Below are 16,315 nucleotides of genomic sequence, written 5' to 3' on the forward strand. Positions count from 1 at the left end.
CGGCAAAGCCCGGCGCGAACCGCAGCGGGCAGTTTCGTACCCGAGCCAGACGCCATGCCCCTGTTGACCACCCCCTACGCCGAACTCGACCTGATCCGCCAGCCGGAGCAGGCCAACGACCCGCTGCAGGCTTTCGATGCCGCCGACGAGTACCTGCTTGCGCAGTTACACGATCAGGCACCTGACGCCAATTGCCGGGTACTGGTGCTCAATGACAGCTTCGGTGCCCTGGCCGCAAGCCTTGCGGGCCAGCTGCAGGTGGTCAGCAGCGGTGACTCGCACCTGGGGCACCTGGCCCTGGAAAAAAACCTGGCGCGCAATGGCCTGCCATTCGACAGTGTCCCGTTCGTACCAGCCAGCCAACACTGGCAAGGCCCGTTCGACCGGGTGCTGGTGCGTGTACCCAAGACCCTGGCCCTGCTCGAAGAACAACTGATCCGCCTGCAAGGCCAGCTGGCCCCCGGTGCGCAGGTGATTGCCGGGGCGATGATCAAGCACCTGCCACGGGCGGCCGGCGACCTGATGGAGAAGTACATCGGCCCCGTACAGGCTTCGCTGGCGCTGAAAAAGGCCCGCTTGCTGACAGCAACGGTTGCCGAGCGGCCGCACGCCAAGTCCCCCTACCCTAGCCGCTACCGCCTCGACGTGCCGGCACTGGAATTGGTCAACCACGCCAACGTGTTCTGCCGTGAAGGCCTGGATATTGGTACCCGGGCATTCCTCCCTCATCTGCCACGCGACCTTGGCCGTGCACGGGTGGCTGACCTGGGCGCTGGCAATGGCGTACTCGCGATTGCCAGCGCCCTGGCCAACCCGGACGCCGAGTACACCCTGGTCGACGAGTCGTACATGGCGGTGCAATCAGCACAGGAGAACTGGCAGTCCGCGTTGGGCGAGCGCCCGGCGACCTTCGTCGCGGCCGATGGCCTGGCCGGGCTGGAGAAACAGTCGCTGGACGTGGTGCTGTGCAACCCGCCGTTCCACCAACAGCAGGTGGTCGGTGATTTCCTGGCCTGGCGCATGTTCCAGCAGGCGCGTGAAGCGCTGGTGGTAGGCGGGGCGCTGTATATCGTGGGTAACCGGCACCTGGGCTATCACAGCAAGCTGGCGCGGTTGTTCCGCGGCGTTGAGCAGGTGGCGGCTACGCCCAAGTTCGTAATCCTGAAAGCCCGCAAGTAGGAGCGGGCTTGCCCGCGAACACCGGCAACGCCGGTGCCATCTAGCGCGTTGCCTGCTTCGCGGGCAAGCCCGCTGCCGCTCTTTATCAATGTGTGGTCAATCCCGCCGCCCCCATGAACAGCCGCATCACCCAGGCCGCCACACCCAGCGCTGCTACGCTCATCGCCCAGATCAGCAACAGCCAACCCAGTCGCTGCCACAGCGGTTTCTTTTCTTCCAAGCCATGCTTGCCAGTCATCATGCGGCCCTCCTAGTGATAGCCGTCTTCGTGGGTCACCTTGCCGCGGAACACGTAGTAGCTCCAGAAGGTATACATGAGGATAAACGGCAGGATGAACAGGGTACCCACCAGCATGAAGCCCTGGCTTTGCGGTGGCGCTGCGGCATCCCAGATCGAGATCGACGGCGGGATGATGTTAGGCCACAGGCTGATTCCCAAGCCGCTGTAGCCAAGGAAGATCAATACCAGAGTGAGCAGGAACGGCGTGTAGTGCGCGTTGCGCGCCACCGCTTTGAGCAACCCGTAGAACGTCACCAGCACCAGCAGCGGTACCGGCATGAACCAGATCAGATTGGGCATGCTGAACCAGCGGTCGGCAATCTGCGGGTAGGCAATGGGCGTCCACAGGCTGACGATACCGATCACCACCAGCAGCACCAGCGCCAGCGGCCGGGCCATATCGTGCATCTTCTGCTGCAGCGGCCCTTCGGTCTTCATGATCAGCCAGGTGCAACCCAGCAAGGTGTAGGCCACGATCAACCCCAGCCCGCAGAACAGGCTGAACGGTGTCAGCCAGTCCAGGGTGCCACCGGCAAAATGCCGGTCGACCACCTTGAAGCCCTCCAGGAACGCGCCCAGCGCCACGCCCTGGAAGAAGGTGGCGATCAGCGAACCCCAGATGAAAGCCTTGTCCCAGATGTGCCGCTTGTCGGCCTTGGCCTTGAAGCGGAACTCGAAGGCCACGCCTCGGAAAATCAGGCCGATCAGCATCAGGATCAGGGGCAGGTACAGGGCCTCAAGGACCACGGCATAGGCCATCGGGAAGGCCCCGAACAGTCCGGCACCGCCCAGGATCAACCAGGTTTCGTTGCCGTCCCATACCGGCGCGACAGTGTTCATCATGACATCACGGTCCTGCTTGCCCTTGACGAAGGGGAAGAGCATGCCGATCCCCAGGTCGAATCCGTCCATCACCACGTACATCATGACGCCGAAGATGATGATCACGGCCCAGATCAGCGGAAGGTCGATACCCATGGTTCAGTTCCCCTCGTTCAGGCTGGCAGAGGTGGCCTCGCGGCCATCATCGGCGGCGGACAAAGGCCGTGCCGGCGTGCGTTTCTGGCCTGGGCCTCCCGGTGTGTGCTCGTCACCCTCGCCGGTCTGCGGCCCTTTGCGCACCAGGCGCATCATGTAGCCAAGGCCGGTGCCAAACAGGGCGAAGTACACCACCACGAACGCCACAAGGGTGAAGCCGAGCTGGGCGTAACTGTGGTTGGAAACACCGTCCGCCGTGCGCATCAGGCCGTACACCACCCAAGGCTGGCGGCCAATTTCGGTGGTGAACCAACCGGCCAGTAGCGCGACCAGCCCGGATGGGCCCATCCACAGCGCCACATACAAGAACGGTCGCGAACTGTACAGCGTGCCGCGTTTGCGCAACCACAGGCTCCACAGGCCGACGAAGATCATCAGGAAACCAAGCCCGACCATGATCCGAAACGACCAGAATACGATGGTCGAGTTAGGCCGGTCCTCGGGCGGAAACTCCTTCATCGCCGGCACCTGCTTGTCCAGGCTGTGGGTCAGGATCAGGCTGCCGAGCGCCGGGATCTCGATCTTGAACCGGGTAGTCTCAGCCTTCATATCGGGAATGCCGAACAGGATCAGTGGAGTCGGCTCACCGGGCACGTTCTCCCAATGGCCTTCGATCGCGGCAATTTTTACCGGCTGGTGCTTGAGTGTATTGAGGCCGTGGAAATCGCCGATCACTGCCTGAATCGGGGCGACGATCAGTGCCATCCACATGGCCATCGACAGCATCTTGCGAACGGCCGGGTTGTCACGCCCGCGCAGCAGGTGCCAGGCCGCCGAGGCACCGACGAAGAACGCGGTGGAAACGAACGCAGCAGTGGCCATGTGCATCAGGCGGTAGGGGAAGGAGGGGTTGAACACCACCGCAAACCAGTCCACCGGCACCACCCGACCATCGATGATCTCGTGACCTTGCGGGGTTTGCATCCAGCTGTTCGAGGCAAGAATCCAGAAGGTCGATACCAATGTACCGAGCGCAACCATGACTGTGGAGAAGAAGTGCAGGCCACGGCCGACGCGATTCCAGCCAAACAGCATGACGCCCAGGAAGCCGGCTTCGAGGAAGAACGCGGTCAGTACTTCGTAGGTGAGCAGCGGGCCGGTGACGGCGCCGGCAAAGTCGGAGAAGCGGCTCCAGTTGGTGCCGAACTGGTAAGCCATGACCAGGCCGGAGACGACGCCCATGCCGAAGTTGACGGCGAAGATCTTCGACCAGAAGTGATAGAGGTCACGGTAGACCTGGTTGTGGGTCCGCAGCCAGAGGCCTTCAAGGACTGCCAGGTAGCTCGCCAGGCCAATGGTGATGGCCGGGAACAGGATGTGGAACGATACGGTAAAGGCAAACTGCATTCGGGCGAGCTCTAAGGCCTCTATTCCGAACATGGTGCTTCCTCTTCAGATAATCCGGCGTCCGGGCTTGTGGCCCCAGTCGCCCACTGCCCCCACTGGGTCGAGTACGGCGTGTTGGAATTGTTCTGTTCGATCGCAGGGATTCCGGCCAGACGGCCATTTCATTGATCTGGAACGATTGACCCAGATCAATGAATGCTAGGAAGCATAGTCCCGAATGGCCCGGTGGGCCGTGTGGTGGATTGCCGCGTGACCTGTTGCCTCACCCTCTTTGATTAACAATAGAAAAGTGCCGCGCCGTGCAAACAGTAACTGTTTGTTACAAACAGATGATACGCTGCGCCCCCCCTCTACTGCGCCGAGGCCCCTGGTTTCCGATGTCCGATTCCGCACCGCAGTTGTTGCGTCACCATCGTCCTTTTCTGGCCTTCTGGCTGGCTCGCGTGTTCACCGCCAGCGGCTTCCAGATGCTCACCGTGGCCATCGGCTGGCACCTCTACCAATTGACCGGCAACGTACTGGACCTGGGCCTTGTCGGCCTGGTCGAGTTCGCCCCACGGGTGCTGTTCATGTTGCACACCGGCCATGTCGCCGACCGCTATGACAGGCGCAAGGTCGCCGCCTTGTGCCAGAGCCTTCAGGGCCTGATTGCCCTGGCGCTGGCGCTGGGCAGTGCCACCGACAACGTTACCCGCGAACTGATCTTTGCCCTGGCCTTCCTGCTCGGCGCCAGCCGCTCGTTCGAAATGCCGGCAACCCAGGCGCTGTTGCCCAATGTGGTACCGGCCGGGCTGTTCCCGCGGGCAGTGGCGGCGTCGGCCTCGGCCACCCAGTCGGCGACCATCGTGGCGCCGGCGGTGGGCGGTTTCCTGTATGCCTTTGGCAGCATGTGGGTGTATGGCCCGACGGTGGCCCTGTACGCCATTGCCTGCGTGCTGACCCTGAGCCTGCAGGCGCGTGGCCAGGTCGCCCAGCGCGGGCGCGCCAGCATCGAGTCGCTGCTGGCTGGCATCCGCTTCATTCGCAGCCGGCCCGACATCCTCGGCGCCATCTCGCTCGACCTGTTCGCCGTATTGCTGGGTGGGGCCACCGCGTTGCTGCCGGTATTTGCCAAGGACATCCTGCTGACCGGCCCGATGGGCCTTGGCCTGTTGCGCTCGGCGCCAGCGGTGGGTGCGTTGCTGATGTCACTCTGGCTGGCGCGCTTCCCGTTCCAGCGCAACGTCGGGCGGACGATGTTCACTGCGGTCGGCGTGTTCGGCGTGGCGACCATCGCCTTCGGCCTGTCGACCTCCTTCTGGTTCTCGCTGGCAGTACTGGTGGTACTGGGTGCGGCAGACATGATCAGCATGGTCATTCGCAGTTCGTTCGTACAGCTGGAGACACCGGATGAAATGCGTGGGCGGGTGAGCGCAGTGAACGGCTTGTTCATCGGTGCCTCGAACCAGCTCGGCGAGTTCGAATCGGGGGTGACCGCGCACTGGTTTGGTACAGTGCCGGCGGTGGTGCTGGGCGGGGTGGGCACCTTGGTGGTGACCGGGGTGTGGATAAAACTGTTCCCTACCCTGGCCAAGCGGGATCGGTTGCATAGCGGGTGATCGTTACCTGTGCCAGCCTTTTCGCGGGCATGCCCCGCCTACAGGGGACCTTACCCGCGAAGAGCAAGAAAAACCCATTCCCCAACGGCCATAGGCCCCCGCCATGCATGCTGGTATGATGCGCGGCTTTTTTCCTCCCCACACAAAACCACGGCATCCGGTACGGTCTGTGCTTTGCTGATGGGGTCGATACATTCATGGCGCCGGGGGCGCCTTGGGGAGCGGGCATGCTGGAAAGGCTGTTTCAACTAAGAGCACACAACACCAACGTGCGCACCGAGATTCTCGCGGGCGTCACCACCTTCCTGGCCATGGCCTACATCCTGTTCGTCAACCCGAGCATCCTCGGCGAGACCGGCATGGACAAGGGCGCGATCTTCGTCGCCACCTGCCTGGCAGCGGCCATCGGCTCCGCCACCATGGGCCTGATTGCCAACTACCCGATCGCCCTGGCACCGGGCATGGGCCTGAACGCGTTCTTCACCTACACCGTGGTGCTGCACATGGGCCACACCTGGCAGGTGGCGCTGGGTGCCGTGTTCCTGTCTGCGGTGATGTTCTTCCTGCTGTCGATCTTCCGCATTCGCGAGTGGATCGTGAACAGCATTCCGCTGCCGCTGCGTTCGGCGATTGCCGCCGGTATCGGCCTGTTCCTAGCACTGATCGCCCTGCATAACGCTGGCATCGTCGTCGATAACCCAGCCACTTTGGTGGGCATGGGCGACCTCAAGCAGCCCTCGGTGATTCTCGCCACGCTGGGCTTCTTCCTGATCGTCGGCCTTGAGTCGCTGAAGGTGCGCGGCGCGGTATTGATCGGCATCCTGGCCGTCACCGTCGCGTCGATCGCCATGGGCGTCACGCCGTTCGGCGGGATCGTGTCGATGCCACCTTCGCTGGCACCCACCTTCCTGCAGCTGGACATCGCCGGTGCCCTCGATGTGGGCCTGATCAGCGTGATCTTCGCGTTCCTGTTCGTCGACCTGTTCGACAACTCCGGCACCCTGATCGCCGTGGCCAAGCGCGCCGGCCTGATGGGCAAGGACGGCCACATGCCGAAGATGGGCCGCGCCCTGATCGCCGACAGCACCGCCGCCATGGCCGGCTCCCTGCTGGGCACCTCGACCACCACCAGCTACATCGAATCTGCTGCGGGTGTGAGCGCCGGTGGCCGTACCGGCCTGACTGCCATCGTGGTTGCCGTGCTGTTCCTGCTGGCGCTGTTCTTCGCCCCGCTGGCCGGTAGCGTACCGGCCTTCGCCACGGCCCCGGCGCTGCTGTTCGTCGCCGTGCTGATGGCCTCGGGCCTGGCAGAAATAAACTGGGACGACGTGACCGAAGCCGCGCCGGTTGTCGTGACCGCCCTGGCCATGCCGCTGACCTACTCGATCGCCAATGGTATCGCCTTCGGCTTCATCGCCTGGACCGCCGTCAAACTGATTTCCGGCCGCCGTCGCGACCTGAACCCGGCCCTGGTGATCCTTTCCATCCTGTTCGTCATCAAGCTAGGCTGGTTCAACGCATGAGTGCTGCTTTCGACCCCTCCTCCTACGCGACCCAGCTGGATGCCAAAGTGGCCCGGCTGCGCGAGCTGCTGGCGCCGTTCGGCGCGCCGGAGCCGACTGTTTTCGACTCACCGCGCGAGCATTACCGCCTGCGCGCCGAGTTCCGCCTGTGGCGCGAGGATGGCCAGCGCCATTACGCCATGTTCGCCCCGGGCGAGAAGCACAAGGCAATCCTGATCGACGATTTCCCCATTGCCAGCCAGCGCATCAATGCATTGATGCCACGCCTGAAAGCGGCCTGGCAGGCCAGCGAAGAACTGGGCAATCGCCTGTTCCAGGTAGAGTTCCTCACCACCCTGGCTGGCGATGCAATGATCACGATGTGCTATCACCGCCCGCTGGACGAGGCTTGGGAAGTGGAAGCCCGGCAACTGGCTGACGCGCTGGGCGTGAGCGTCATTGGCCGTTCCAAGGGCAAGCGCCTGGTAATCGGCCGTGACTACGCGGTGGAAAAACTCGATGTGGCTGGCCGCGTGTTCAGTTACCGCCAGCCGGAGGGTGCGTTCACCCAGCCCAACGGCGCAGTGAACCAGAAGATGCTCAGCTGGGCCTTCGAGGCCATTGGCGAGCGTGAGGATGACTTGCTGGAGCTGTATTGCGGCAACGGCAACTTCACCCTGCCGCTGGCCACGCGTGTACGCCAGGTGCTGGCCACCGAAATCAGCAAGACATCGGTCAATGCCGCACTGAGCAACCTCGACGAGAACGCTGTGGATAACGTGCGGCTGGTACGTTTGTCGGCAGAGGAACTGACCCAGGCACTGAATGAGGTGCGGCCGTTCCGGCGCCTGGAAGGCATCGACCTGAAGAGTTATCAGTTCGGTACAGTGTTCGTCGACCCTCCGCGTGCGGGGATGGACCCAGATACCTGCGAGCTGACCCGTCGTTTCGAACGCATCCTGTACATCTCGTGCAACCCGGAAACACTGGCAGCGAACATTGCCCAGTTGCAGGACACCCACCGTATCGAGCGCTGTGCATTGTTTGACCAGTTCCCGTATACCCACCATATGGAAAGCGGGGTTCTGCTGGTTCGGCGCTGATCGTTGTATCGCCGGGGCTGCTTTGCAGCCCATTCGCGGGCAAGCCCGCTCCCACATTGATCGGCGTCGGTGTACGCAGATCGTTGTAGGAGCGGGCTTGCCCGCGAATGGGCCGCAGAGCGGCCCCAAGCTTCACCTCAGAAGTCGAAGAAGACTGTCTCCCCTTCCCCCTGAATGCGGATATCGAAGCGATATGCCGTCTTCCCATCCACTTCACAACGCTTGGCAATCAAGGTTTCACGCCGCTGCGGCTGCTCGATCAGGTTGAGCACCGGGCACTTGGCGTTGGCCTGGGCCTCATCATCGAAATACAGACGCGTGTGCAGGTGGATGTTGATGCCACGGGCAAACAGGCTGATGTTGATGTGCGGTGCCATCGGCACGCCAGCAGCGTTGTTCACCACACCCGGCTTGACCGTGTACAGCGTCCACTCACCGGCATCGAAAGTGGTAGCCGTGCGGCCAAAGCTGTTGAAGACGTTTTCCAGGTTGTAGGCATCCTGGTACTCACCGTTGGCGTCGGCCTGCCACACTTCCAGGAACGAATCGCGCACAAGGTGGCCGTTCCCGTCATATACGTGGCCGATCAGCAGAATGTGCTCGCCCGGGGCGTCCGGCTTGGCCAGGCAGTTCCAGATTTCCTGGTCGCGGGTCGGGTTGCCGGCGGCTTCCAGGGCCAGGCCGATGTGCACGTAAGGGCCGGCAGTCTGCGAAGGGGTTTCCGGCAGCAGTTCGATTGGCATGGCGGGGTCCTCAGCAGTTTTCGAAGTGGGTCTTGCGCTGGCCGCGCAGCACGATGTCGAAGCGGTAGGCCAGGCAGTCCATCGGGTTGGCGTTGCTCATGTCGAGCTTGGCGATCAACTGCTGCACGGCTTGCGGGTTGGCGATCGACTTGACGATCGGGCACATCGGGATCAGCGGGTCACCCTCGAAATACAACTGAGTAATCAGCTTGGTAGCGATCGACGGGCCACTGATGGCGAAGTGGATATGCGCCGGGCGCCAATCGTTCGGGCCGTTGCGCCATGGGTACGGGCCCGGCTTGATGGTGCGGAAGCTGTAGTAGCCGTCGCGGTCGGTCAGGCATCGGCCAACACCACCGAAGTTCGGGTCCAGTGGCGCCAGGTAGCGGTCGTTCTTGTGGCGATAGCGGCCGCCGGCGTTGGCTTGCCACATCTCCACCAAGGTGTTCGGCACAGGCTTGCCGTACTGGTCGACGACACGGCCGGCGACGATGATGCGCTCGCCGATTGGCAGGCCGCCGTTATTGAAATTCAGCAGCAGATCATGGTCGTGGGCGCCGAAGCCCAGGTGGGAAAAGTCCGGACCAGTGGTTTCGCTGATCGACTGCGGAATGCTGACCAGTGCCTGGCGCGGCGAGCGGGCAACGGACGTCTTGTAGTCAGGCGTAAGGGCTTTAGGGTGCCAGTTGCGATCACGGATCACGAAGCGGCTGTTGTCCTGGGCGGGCATGCCGGTTTCCTCTCTTGGAATTGTGAGAACGCCTGGGCGTGGCAGGCGGACTTGCAGTTTCCGGCAGACGGTACGTGATGAATACTGAAATCGACCACCTGATCCATAACCAAATGGTTATGGATCAACACCTCAGCCTGACACGTACCGCCTTCGTGAACTAATCTTTGTCTTCTTGTTTCACGCTCGGGAGAGCATTCATGGAATGGCGAAAAGGCCGACGCAGCGACAACGTGGTCGATGCCCGAGGCGAAGGTGGTGGCGGCGGCATGCGTTTCGGCGGCGGCAAGGGGCTGGGCCTCGGGGCGATCCTGCTGATCGTCGGTATCGGCTGGCTCACCGGCCAGGACCCGTTGCAGATTCTTGGCCAGCTTGCCGGCCAGATGGAGCAGCAACAACAGCAGACGGCGCCCAGTGGTGCGGGCGGCAAGGCGCCACCGGCTAACGACCAGCAAGCCGAGTTCGTTGCCTCTGTGCTGGGCGACACCGAGGACACCTGGAAAGCGCTCTTTGCCGAAGCCGGCAAGCAATACCGCGACCCCAAACTGGTGCTGTTCAGCGGCCAGGTCAACTCGGCCTGTGGTTTTGCCTCGGCAGCGGTCGGGCCGTTCTATTGCCCCGCGGACCAGCGGGTGTATCTGGACATGTCGTTCTTCCGCGAAATGGAAACCCGCTTCGCTGCAGCTGGCGACTTCGCCCAGGCCTACGTGATCGCCCACGAAATCGGCCACCATGTGCAGACACTGCTGGGGGTTTCGGCCAAGGTCGATGCCGCACGACGCGCCGGCCAGCGCATGGAGGGCGACAACGGCCTGTTGGTGCGCCAGGAGTTGCAGGCCGACTGCCTGGCCGGCGTATGGGCCTATCAGGCGCAGAAACGCCTGAACTGGCTGGAGCCAGGCGATGTCGAGGAAGCCCTGAATGCGGCCAATGCCATTGGCGACGACCGCCTGCAGCAGCAAAGCCGCGGGCGCGTGGTGCCGGACTCGTTCACCCACGGCACCTCGGCGCAGCGGGTGCGCTGGTTCAAGACCGGGTTTGCCGAAGGTGAAGTGAACCGCTGCGATACCTTCAGCGCGCGCACCCTCTGATACCCGGTCCAACAGCGAACGAGTGAAAGCGCGTGCTGATGTTTTTGCTGAAAAAGCGTTTCAGCTTCCTCAATCATTGCCGATAACACCTGCACGAATCAGCGGGCATCCAGAACAATAACGCCTGGCGATCGAAGATCAAGAGAGCGAAATCAACTTCTGGAGAGCGTGCATGAACAGCTGGTTCGCCAACATCAGCGTCAATCTTAAACTCGGCCTGGGCTTTGGCCTGGTGCTGGTCCTCACCGGCCTGCTGGCCCTCACCGGCTGGACCAGCCTGGGCAGCCTGATCGACCGCAGCAACTGGATGGGCGACATCGGCCAGTTGAACAAGGACCTCACCAATCTGCGCATTGCGCGCCTGCAGTACATGATTGCCAACGGCGACGATACCGCCGCCGCCAACACCCTGGCCAAGCTGGACGCATTCAGCAAGCAGCAGGCCTACCTGGCCACCACTTTCAAAAGCCCGGAGAATGTCAAGCTGCTGGGTGAGCTGGGCGAAACCATCAGCGCCTACAAGCTGTCGCTGAACAAGATGCGCCAGGGCTACGACGCCACCCGCGCGGCGCGCGTTTCCATGGACAAATCGGCCATCCTCGCCGACCAGGCCATGGATGCGCTCAGTCAGGAAGTGATGGCTCGCCCCGAGGCTGACAGCGTGCGCCTGGCCCAGTACCAACTGATCAGCAAGGCCCGCCAGCAACTGCTGCAGGTGCGTATTGATGTGCGTGGTTACATCGCCGAAAACAGCAGCGCCAACGAACAGGCCGCGCTGCGCCAGCTGGATGCAGCACTGGCCGATACCGACAACCTCAAGCGCCAGCTGCCCAGCGAAGACGCGCGCCTGCAGCAGTTCGAAAACGCGGTACTGGCCTATCGTGACGCGGTACGCCAGTTCCGCGACGCGGTTGCCAACATCACCACCTCGCGCGCCGAAATGACCGTGCAGGGCGCCGACATCGTCAAGCGCAGCGACGCGCTGTACCAGATCCAGCTAGAGCGCCGTGACATCGAGAGTACCCAGGCCCGTAGCCTGCAGGCCATTGCCACACTGCTGGCGCTGCTGGTCGGCGTGCTGGCGGCGGTACTGATCACCCGCCAGATCACTCGCCCCTTGCAAGACACCCTGGCGGCCGTGGAAAAGATCGCCAGCGGCGACCTTACCCAGCACATGCGCGTCACCCGCCGCGACGAACTGGGTGTGCTGCAGCAAGGCATCGCGCGCATGGGCACCACCCTGCGCGAGCTGATCAGCGGCATCCGCGATGGCGTCACCCAGATCGCCAGCGCTGCCGAAGAGCTGTCGGCAGTCACCGAACAGACCAGCGCGGGCGCCAACAGTCAGAAGGTCGAGACCGACCAGGTGGCCACCGCCATGCACGAAATGGCCGCCACCGTACAGGAAGTGGCGCGCAATGCCGAGCAGGCCTCACATGCAGCCACCGGTGCCGATGACGAAGCCCGGGCCGGCGACCGCGTGGTAGGCGAAGCGATTGGCCAGATCGAACGCCTGGCCGAAGACATGCACCGCTCTACCGAGGCGATGAACCTGCTGCAGCAGGAAAGCCAGAAGATTGGTAGCGTGATGGACGTGATCAAGTCGGTGGCCGAACAGACCAACCTGCTGGCGCTCAACGCGGCGATCGAGGCGGCACGCGCCGGCGAGGCAGGCCGTGGCTTTGCCGTGGTTGCCGACGAAGTGCGCGGCTTGGCCCAGCGCACGCAAAAGTCTACCGAAGAGATCGAAGAGCTGATTGCCGGCCTGCAGCACGGTACCCAGCAAGTGGCGAGTGCCATGGAGGGCAGCCGTACCCTGACCGACAGCAGCGTCGAACTGGCGCGCAAGGCCGGGTCATCGCTGGAGAGCATTACCAGTACGGTATCGAGCATCCAGTCGATGAACCAGCAGATTGCTGCGGCGGCAGAGCAGCAGAGTGCGGTGGCTGAAGAGATCAGCCGAAGCATCCTGAATGTGCGCGATGTGTCAGAGCAAACCGCGGCAGCCAGTGACGAGACGGCAGCGTCGAGTGTGGAGCTGGCGCGGTTGGGTGGGCAGTTGCAGACATTGGTCAGCCAGTTCCGCGTCTGACCGACCGCCTGGATTCGCGGGTAAACCCGCCCCTACAGATGTAGCAGGGGGTTTACCCGAGAATGCGTCAGCTCGGCTTGCACAGCATCACTTGACGATCATCCCCATCCCACGCCCACGTGGATCAGAAGCGGTCTCAAGCTTCGCTCCATCGACTCGAATCGCCTGGATGTCACCCATCTCCCAGCCCTGGTCCTCCAGCACATAGCCCATCTTCTTCAGCTCGTCAGCTACCGGACCGGTCAGCGGCGCATAGCTGTCGAAGTAGATGGTGTCCTTGGGCAGCAACTGATGGTGCACGCGCTGCGCCGCCACCGCCTTGTCCAGCGGCATGCCGTAGTCGTACAGGTTGTTCATCACCTGGAAGATCGAGGTAAAGATCCGTGAACCACCCGGGGTACCGATAACCAGCTCGACTTTGCCATCGCGGGTCATCAGGCTGGGACTCATCGACGACAGCATGCGCTTGCCCGGTTCGATCGCGTTGGCATCACCGCCGACCACGCCAAAGGCGTTCGCCGCCCCCGGTTTGGCGCTGAAATCATCCATCTCGTCGTTGAGCAGGAAACCGGCGCCCTTCACCACCACACCACTGCCGTAGTCGAGGTTGAGGGTGTAGGTATTGCTGACCGCGTTGCCCTGCTTGTCGATGATCGAGAAATGCGTGGTCTGGTGCGGTTCGAGGCCCGGCTCGACCTTGTCGGTCTCGGAGATGGACTTCGGGTTGACCTGGGCTGCGCGCTTGGCCAGGTAATCCTTGGCCACCAGCTGGTCCACCGGCACCTTGGTGAAGGCCGGGTCGCCCAGGTAGTCGGCGCGGTCGGCGAACACCCGCTTCTCGATCTCGGCCAACAGGTGGATGTACTGCGCCGAGTTATGCGCCACCCCTTTGAAGTCGGCCGCGCGGTCTTCCTTGATGCCCAGCAACTGGGCCAGCGCCACACCGCCGGAGCTCGGTGGCGGCGCGGTATACACCACATTGCCACGCCAGCTCACAGCCATCGGTTCACGCCATACCGCCTTGTAATCCTTAAGGTCGTCTTTGGTAATCAGGCCTTTGTCAGCCTGCATCTGCGCCACCAGCAAATCGGCGGTCTTGCCTTGATAGAACTCGCTCACGCCCTTGTCGGCTATACGCTCCAGGGTCTGGGCCATTTCCGGCTGCTTGAACAGCTCGCCGACCTTCATGTTGCCGAAGTAATCGTTGAAGTTGGTCGCGGTCTTGAACATGCCCTGGGCATCGTTGCGGTACTGGTACTGCTTTTCTGCCACCTTGAAGCCGTTTTTCGCATAGCCGATGGCCGGGGTCAGCAACTCGCTCCAGGGCAGCTTGCCGAACTTCTGGTGCGCCTCCCACAGGCCCATTACCGTACCGGGTACACCTGCGGCACGTGCCCCGACCAGGCTGAGGTTCTCGATGACCTCGCCCTTGTCGTCCAGGTACATGTTGCGTGTGGCGGCCTTGGGCGCGACTTCGCGGTAGTCGAGGAAGTAAGGCTTGCCATCGACGAACAGGGTCATGAAGCCGCCACCGCCGATGTTACCGGCCTCCGGGTAAGTCACCGCCAGGGTGAAGGCGGTCGCCACTGCCGCGTCTACCGCGTTGCCGCCCTTTTTCAGAATATCGGCGGCCACCTGTGCACCATATTGATCGGGGGCGGCCACCGCGCCGCCCTCCAGCGTGGCGGCGTAAACCGAGGAACAGCTCAGGATCGCGGCTGCGAGAGCCAGGTACTGGAAAGGGACAATGCGCATGACACTTCCTTGGTGTTGTTTTTGTCGAGCACTCAGTAAGGCCGAAGCGCTTCGACTGTGCAATCAACCGTCGGAAGTTTCGCCGCCTGTGGACAGAATTTGTCGCGTTCAGGCAACTCAGCAGGCGTACATGGCCAGCTTGCGCTGGATGAAATCCAGGAAGCACTGGATGCGCAGCGCCAACTGGGTGTTGCGGTAATACACCGCGTGGATCGGCTGACGGTAGCCATTATTGGCCTCGCTCAGCAGCACCTGCAGGCGCCCTGTACGGATATCTTCGTGGGTCATGAAGTGCGACAGGCTGACGATGCCCTCCCCGGCCAGCGCCAGCTGGCGCAGGGTTTCGCCGCTGGAAGCGACCAGCGTCGGGCGGATGCTCCAGCGATCGCCCTGAGCGTGGCGTAGCGGCCAATGATTGAGCGACTCAGGTTGGCTGAAGCCGAGCAGACAGTGGTCGGCCAGCTCCTCGACCTGCCTTGGCGTGCCGTGCTGCTCCAGGTAGGCCGGACTGGCCAGCACCTGCACCGGACTGCAACCCAGGCTGCGCGCATGCAGGCTGGAGTCGGCCAGTTCACCGATGCGGATCGCCACATCGGTGCTCTGCTCCAGCAGGTCGATGATCAGGTCGTCAGTGTTGAGTTCCAGTTCGATGCCCGGGTACTGGCGGCGGAACTCGCCGATCCACGGCAGGATGGCATGCAGCATGAACGGCGCCGCAGCATTGATGCGCAATCGCCCGGTCGGGGTCTGGCGGTTCATCGAAAGACGCTCTTCCATCTCGTCCATCTGCTGCAGGATCAGCCGCGAGCGCTCAAGAAAATAACGACCCTCTTCGGTAAGGTCCATGCGCCGGGTGGTGCGGTTGACCAGCGTGGTGCCCAGCTTGCCCTCCAGGCGCGACAGGGTGCGGCTGACGGCAGACGGGGTCTGGCCCATCTGCTCGGCAGCAGCGGAAATCGAGCCGCAGTCGATGACGGCGACGAATACCTGGAGTTCTTCGGATCGGGTTTTCACATCTAGGCCTGTGGTTGGTCTGTGCAAGGATTAGATAACCGCTTGTCGAGGCCAAGTCCAGCGGCGCCTGTACGGGCCTATTCGCGGGCTTGCCCGCTCCCACAAGTACTGCAAAGTCCTTGAAACCTGTGTAATACCTGTGAGAGCGGGCAAGCCCGCGAATAGGCCCGTACAGGCATAAAATTACTGTGCCTTGCCAAACACCTTGTCCAGATGCGCCTCATAAGCTGCCAACGCCGCCGGCACATCCGGGCGCTTCATCACATCCACCGCCAGGAAGGTCGGCAGGCCGGTCATACCCAAGAACTGGTTGGCCTTGTGGAACGGGAAGTACACGGCATCCACCCCTTTGCCTTCAAAGAAATCGCTCGGGTCATCGAACGCCTGCTGCGGCGCGTTCCAGGTCAGCGACAACATGTATTGCTTGCCGTGCACCAAACCACCGCTGCCGTATTTTTGCGAGTGGTCCGAACGGGTACGGCCATCATTGGCATACAGGCTGCCATGGCCGGCAGTGAATACCTCGTCGATGTACTTCTTAACGGTCCACGGCGCGCCCATCCACCAGCCGGGCATCTGATAGATCACCACATCGGCCCAGAGGAATTTCTCCACCTCTTCCTGGGCATCGTAGCCGCCATCGATGAACGTCTGGCGCACATCGAAACCGGCGCGGTCCAGATGAGCGATGGCCGCTTCGTGCAAGGTCGCGTTGAGACGGCCTTCGGAGTGAGCGAACTGTTTACCACCATTGAGCAGAAGGATCTTTTTCATGCTGGCCTCCACGGCCGAATCAAAAATTGATGCCGGCAGGTTAGAGGCTCGCGGGGGCGGGATACAGCG

The 16,315-nt window shown here is 62.5% G+C and carries 14 protein-coding genes; 6 read left to right on the top strand and 8 right to left on the bottom strand.

Annotated elements, in window-relative coordinates:
• Window positions 1-54 precede the first annotated feature (54 nt).
• Window positions 55-1,179: a methyltransferase gene (locus QCL51_RS21190; RefSeq protein ID WP_338444183.1), complete on the top strand. Its 1,125-nt coding sequence runs from the start codon at window positions 55-57 to the stop codon at window positions 1,177-1,179.
• Between the two features lie 85 nt (window positions 1,180-1,264).
• Here the strand turns inward: QCL51_RS21190 and QCL51_RS21195 are convergent, their stop codons facing one another.
• From QCL51_RS21195 to QCL51_RS21205, 3 genes are read right to left on the bottom strand one after another with little or no spacing between them, the layout of a single operon-like run.
• On the bottom strand, window positions 1,265-1,420 hold the full coding sequence (locus tag QCL51_RS21195) for a DUF2474 domain-containing protein (protein WP_016713451.1): 156 nt from the start codon (window positions 1,418-1,420) through the stop codon (window positions 1,265-1,267).
• Between the two features lie 9 nt (window positions 1,421-1,429).
• Window positions 1,430-2,437 carry a cytochrome d ubiquinol oxidase subunit II gene (cydB, locus tag QCL51_RS21200; RefSeq protein WP_021784298.1) on the bottom strand — a complete coding sequence of 336 codons (1,008 nt, stop codon included), beginning with the start codon at window positions 2,435-2,437 and terminating at the stop codon, window positions 1,430-1,432.
• A 3-nt stretch (window positions 2,438-2,440) separates the two neighbouring features.
• Entirely contained in the window at window positions 2,441-3,877 is a 1,437-nt protein-coding gene (locus QCL51_RS21205; protein ID WP_021784299.1) for a cytochrome ubiquinol oxidase subunit I, read from the bottom strand.
• Window positions 3,878-4,221: 344 nt separating this feature from the next.
• Between QCL51_RS21205 and QCL51_RS21210 the strand changes: the two genes are divergently transcribed.
• The 3 genes from QCL51_RS21210 to trmA all read left to right on the top strand — a co-directional run bounded on the left by QCL51_RS21210 (window position 4,222) and on the right by trmA (window position 8,047).
• Window positions 4,222-5,442: an MFS transporter gene (locus QCL51_RS21210; protein WP_021784300.1), complete on the top strand. Its 1,221-nt coding sequence runs from the start codon at window positions 4,222-4,224 to the stop codon at window positions 5,440-5,442.
• A gap of 227 nt (window positions 5,443-5,669) precedes the next feature.
• The gene (locus tag QCL51_RS21215) at window positions 5,670-6,965 is read left to right on the top strand and encodes an NCS2 family permease (protein ID WP_003251606.1); all 1,296 of its coding nucleotides are present in this window, start codon (window positions 5,670-5,672) and stop codon (window positions 6,963-6,965) included.
• Window positions 6,962-8,047, top strand: coding sequence for a tRNA (uridine(54)-C5)-methyltransferase TrmA (gene trmA / locus QCL51_RS21220; protein ID WP_021784301.1), 1,086 nt, complete (start codon window positions 6,962-6,964; stop codon window positions 8,045-8,047). The genes QCL51_RS21215 and trmA overlap by 4 nt, the downstream gene beginning before the upstream one ends.
• Before the next feature lie 137 nt (window positions 8,048-8,184).
• On the opposite strand, the gene pcaG is transcribed toward trmA, so the two are convergent.
• Both pcaG and pcaH read right to left on the bottom strand, forming a co-directional pair.
• Window positions 8,185-8,790 carry a protocatechuate 3,4-dioxygenase subunit alpha gene (pcaG, locus tag QCL51_RS21225; protein WP_021784302.1) on the bottom strand — a complete coding sequence of 202 codons (606 nt, stop codon included), beginning with the start codon at window positions 8,788-8,790 and terminating at the stop codon, window positions 8,185-8,187.
• Window positions 8,791-8,800: 10 nt separating this feature from the next.
• Entirely contained in the window at window positions 8,801-9,520 is a 720-nt protein-coding gene (gene pcaH, locus QCL51_RS21230; RefSeq protein ID WP_009682255.1) for a protocatechuate 3,4-dioxygenase subunit beta, read from the bottom strand.
• A gap of 200 nt (window positions 9,521-9,720) precedes the next feature.
• Here pcaH and QCL51_RS21235 point away from each other — a divergent pair, with 200 nt between their 5' ends.
• Together QCL51_RS21235 and QCL51_RS21240 are read left to right on the top strand one after the other, a co-directional pair.
• The gene (locus tag QCL51_RS21235; RefSeq protein ID WP_101196261.1) at window positions 9,721-10,611 is read left to right on the top strand and encodes a neutral zinc metallopeptidase; all 891 of its coding nucleotides are present in this window, start codon (window positions 9,721-9,723) and stop codon (window positions 10,609-10,611) included.
• A gap of 172 nt (window positions 10,612-10,783) precedes the next feature.
• Window positions 10,784-12,703, top strand: coding sequence for a methyl-accepting chemotaxis protein (locus tag QCL51_RS21240; protein ID WP_028698124.1), 1,920 nt, complete (start codon window positions 10,784-10,786; stop codon window positions 12,701-12,703).
• A gap of 87 nt (window positions 12,704-12,790) precedes the next feature.
• Here QCL51_RS21240 and ggt read toward each other — a convergent pair whose 3' ends face one another.
• From ggt to QCL51_RS21255, 3 genes are all read right to left on the bottom strand, one after another.
• Window positions 12,791-14,458 (bottom strand): gamma-glutamyltransferase, encoded by a 1,668-nt coding sequence (ggt, locus tag QCL51_RS21245; protein WP_338444189.1) that lies wholly within the window; start codon window positions 14,456-14,458, stop codon window positions 12,791-12,793.
• 117 nt (window positions 14,459-14,575) lie between these two features.
• Window positions 14,576-15,472: a LysR family transcriptional regulator gene (locus QCL51_RS21250; RefSeq protein WP_135192686.1), complete on the bottom strand. Its 897-nt coding sequence runs from the start codon at window positions 15,470-15,472 to the stop codon at window positions 14,576-14,578.
• A 183-nt stretch (window positions 15,473-15,655) separates the two neighbouring features.
• Window positions 15,656-16,246 carry an NAD(P)H-dependent oxidoreductase gene (locus tag QCL51_RS21255; RefSeq protein ID WP_020193400.1) on the bottom strand — a complete coding sequence of 197 codons (591 nt, stop codon included), beginning with the start codon at window positions 16,244-16,246 and terminating at the stop codon, window positions 15,656-15,658.
• Window positions 16,247-16,315: the final 69 nt, after the last annotated feature.

Origin of the sequence: Pseudomonas sp. LTR0, assembly GCF_036630035.1 — a bacterium.
Taxonomy (GTDB): Bacteria; Pseudomonadota; Gammaproteobacteria; order Pseudomonadales; family Pseudomonadaceae; genus Aquipseudomonas; species Aquipseudomonas putida_Y.